This is a genomic window from Aerococcus sp. L_32 (assembly GCF_050689315.1).
The window spans coordinates 1-546 of record NZ_JBOEQF010001221.1; the positions used below are offsets into that span (position 1 = coordinate 1).

Consider the following 546-nt stretch of genomic DNA (forward strand, 5'->3'; position numbering starts at 1 on the left):
GAACTTGTTCGTTGACCATAGTCAAATCGTACAATTAGAAGGTATTCGTCGCGGTATCTGGGGTAACAACGAGTTATTCGGCCGTGTAATTACCTTAAACGACGGTAAAAACTAAGTAGTCATATAAACATCAACTATAGGGGGTATGCGTTTTTGACCATATCCTCCTTATATATCTATAAAGAAAATAGACTTAATAAAATATCGGAGGTCGAGTAGATGTCAAACGATAAACAAACATTGGTTCAACAACTTGCAAGCTGGGTAGAAAGCCGTAGCTATGATGACTTATCAGATGAAGCCATTAAAGTATTAAAATTACGTCTCTTAGATAGTATTGGAGTAGGGATCGGTGCCTTAGAAGGCCAACCCGTGAAAGATATCCGCACGATGACAGAAGATTTAGGTGGCGCCCCACTAGTAACCTTACTTGGTGGCGGTAAATCCAGTCCTGACTACGCAACCTTTTATAACGGGGCAGCTATCCGTTATTTAGACTACAACGATTCATACCTAGCGAAAAACGAAACCTGCCATCCATCTGAC

1 protein-coding gene is annotated in these 546 nt (G+C 40.8%); it reads left to right on the forward strand.

The features are described from left to right. Positions 1-219: 219 nt before the first annotated feature. Positions 220-546: MmgE/PrpD family protein (locus ACRCJ0_RS19035; protein WP_431391770.1), on the forward strand; the 327-nt coding region annotated here is incomplete at its 3' end.